This is a genomic window from Mucilaginibacter sp. P4_E8, assembly GCF_056401495.1.
On sequence record NZ_JBFUJG010000293.1, the window covers coordinates 1 to 2,694 of the forward strand.

Below are 2,694 nucleotides of genomic sequence, written 5' to 3' on the forward strand. Positions count from 1 at the left end.
GTATCTGCAATTATATAATTGTCAGGCATTTTGTCAGGGTTATGCCTATAATTAATATCCGGCGTTTATTTTTGGTTAAGGTGATAGTATCTGCAATTATATAATTGTCAGGCATTTTGTCAGGGTTATGCCTATAATTAATATCCGGCGTTTATTTTTGGTTAAGGTGATATTATTAGATTGTTTTACTGATCGGCGTTTTGCAAATGGGGCATAAAGTTAGGCTTTGCTAATTATTTTAGTAAAAAAAATAATAGATTGATCAATTCCAAATAATATTTAGGGTCATGTATAAATAATTTCAGGATAATGATAATATTGGCCAAACTAAATAACTATCATCAAAACCTGTAACAAAATATCTGGCTTATAATCTTATTCAAAAAAATCTATCCATATGATCGTTTTAAAATCCGATTACTTTAGCACTCACGAACGCCTTACACGCTTTATAAACGAGAACCATATCAAGCGCGAAGATATATTGGTTATTACCCAGATCCCGGGCTCGTTCACTATTTTGTTTTACTCAGATGACGCAGTGGAGGAAATAACACACGGTTTGTTCTCTTAGCCCAGCTTTACCAACTCTACCTTAGTAGGCTGCCCGCTTCGCCAGCTGTCAATTTTATTGATGTAGTAATAGGCACTATCCTGTTCCAGGTAAACGGGTATGAGCAAATCGAGATCCAGGATATCGCGCGGGGTTAACAGAAAATAGCGTACTACCTTTTTGGTTTGCTGTAGTATTTTCCCGAGCTCGGGGTAATAGGTGCTTTTTAAACCGGAAAGTGTAGTATTGACTCCCGCGCCTGGCATATCGCCAAAACAAAGATTGTAATCACCATCGGGTTTATAAAAATAGGGAACAGATAGGGTATCGTTAACCATAATGCTATTTTCGCCATCAGTAAACTTTACAACTTTGCCATTTAGTGCAAGTTTTTGATCAATCAGTATACGTGGTGATACGCCAATGTCAAAATCGCTGCTATCACTATTAATGTCAATCATTTTTATTTGAGCAATGGAGCCACCAATGTACGGGCGGTTTAGGGTAGGTGCAAACTGGCTCTCAAACAAATCGGCAGTGGCAGGCAGTGTTTTATCGGCCACGTTTATCTGGGAATTGGCCAGGCCTTTTGGCAATACACCGTCGTCCTCTTTGTATTTCATATAATTTATCTGCGCGTAGCCACCTAATTGAAAGGCTATGGTTTTACCCTGGTCAAGGCATTGTTTGGTCCAGTTTTTAGCTACAGGTACGTTGTTTAGAATATCTCTGAACGATGCGAAATTTATAGTGCGCGTAGTATTATCAGTTTGGCAAATGATACCGAAACGCTGCAAAGTATCTTTAAGAAGATCTTTTTGACTGATGTCTGGAAATATGCGCTCGCATTGAACCTTTTGGCTATATAGCACTTTTTGATTTTGCGCCGACACCTCAAATGTAGCCCCTTTATATACAGTAAGGCTATATTGCGCATCGCCATGAAAATCATAAATGCACAATAATTGCTGTCCTGCAACAAGTTCTACCTGCGATGCGGTAAGTACTTTATTACGGAATGTTTTATATGCAAACAGGTTGCTCCCCGATGTGCCATCTTCCCTGCGGTCGTACCCGCCTGTAAAATCAAAAGTTGTTTTTGTTAAATACTGCCGTGATTGGCCGGGCATATCCAACACAATGCTGATATCAACACTACTGGGATGCTTTCCCGTAACCTTGCCGTAAAAATCAATTACAGGCATAGTAAGTACGACATCAACCGTTACAGCTTCGCTTGAAGTATACCTGTTGTTTGCAAAATGATTGTTAGGGTTTGCGCTGATAACTGAAAAATATAATTCGCCGCCTGGTTGTAGTCCTGAATCGCGTTTTCTGTATTCAAACTGATCTTTTCCGTTTGCTACTTTGCACCCATTTAAGTCAACCTGGTTTTGATAATTAGCGCCATGCTCAAAATCGCTGTTGCTGAACTGGGCAATGAGCAGGGGATACAAGGGGTTTTTTAGCAGCGAGCCGGTTGCCTTATAGCCGTTGGAACTAAGCATAAGGTTTATAGCGGTTTTAATGAAAAAGCCCGGGCGCATGTTACGTACATTAATTTCATTTTGTCCTGCATTATCATAAATAAGGTTCCCGTAGTCAATTACCGGCCATATCCACCCATCTGTACGGATTTGAGATGTTGCTACGTTGCTTAGCGACCATTCGTGTTCATAAACTTCAAAAGGCCTGTTAGCACCGTAAACAGAATCTTTATCGCCCATGTCATAAATATTGCCATCAATGGTATCAAAAAAATCAACATTACCGCTTAATACGGTTATGCTGGCAGTATCCTGCTCAATGAGGTTAAGCTGGGCTATGCCATTGGGGATGATCTCCAGGCCATTCTGTATAATTTTAGCCTCATAGTTATCATAGGGCGACAGCGTAGTAAAGGCTACATCGTCAGGAAAACCAAGTATTTGCCGGTTACGCTGGGTTAATGGCAGTTTAAACTGATTGCTGGTATTGCCCTGTTGGTTTTGTACCTCGGCCAGGTTATTAATCTGGAAGGTGAGGGCAATAGGGCTATCATCGCTAAGGTCAACCAGTTGGTTGTTGAGGTATAGTTGTATTTGGTTCATTTTGATTTGGGATTTGGGATGTTCGATTTCGGATTTATTTTGATCTGAATG

Annotated in this window: 2 protein-coding genes; one reads left to right on the top strand and one right to left on the bottom strand. The window is 40.2% G+C overall.

Annotated elements, in window-relative coordinates; genetic code table 11:
• Positions 1–397: 397 nt before the first annotated feature.
• Positions 398–574, top strand: a complete 177-nt coding sequence (locus tag AC1DRQ_RS30615; RefSeq protein WP_477429767.1) for a hypothetical protein — start codon at positions 398–400, stop codon at positions 572–574.
• Here AC1DRQ_RS30615 and AC1DRQ_RS30620 read toward each other — a convergent pair.
• Positions 571–2,643, bottom strand: a complete 2,073-nt coding sequence (locus AC1DRQ_RS30620; protein WP_477429769.1) for a hypothetical protein — start codon at positions 2,641–2,643, stop codon at positions 571–573. The genes AC1DRQ_RS30615 and AC1DRQ_RS30620 overlap by 4 nt on opposite strands.
• Positions 2,644–2,694 lie beyond the last annotated feature (51 nt).

Coding starts and splice junctions, on each gene's coding strand:
- AC1DRQ_RS30615 (WP_477429767.1), top strand. CDS start 398: ATGATCGTTTTAAAATCCGATTACTTTAGCACTCACGAACGCCTTACA.
- AC1DRQ_RS30620 (WP_477429769.1), bottom strand. CDS start 2,643: ATGAACCAAATACAACTATACCTCAACAACCAACTGGTTGACCTTAGC.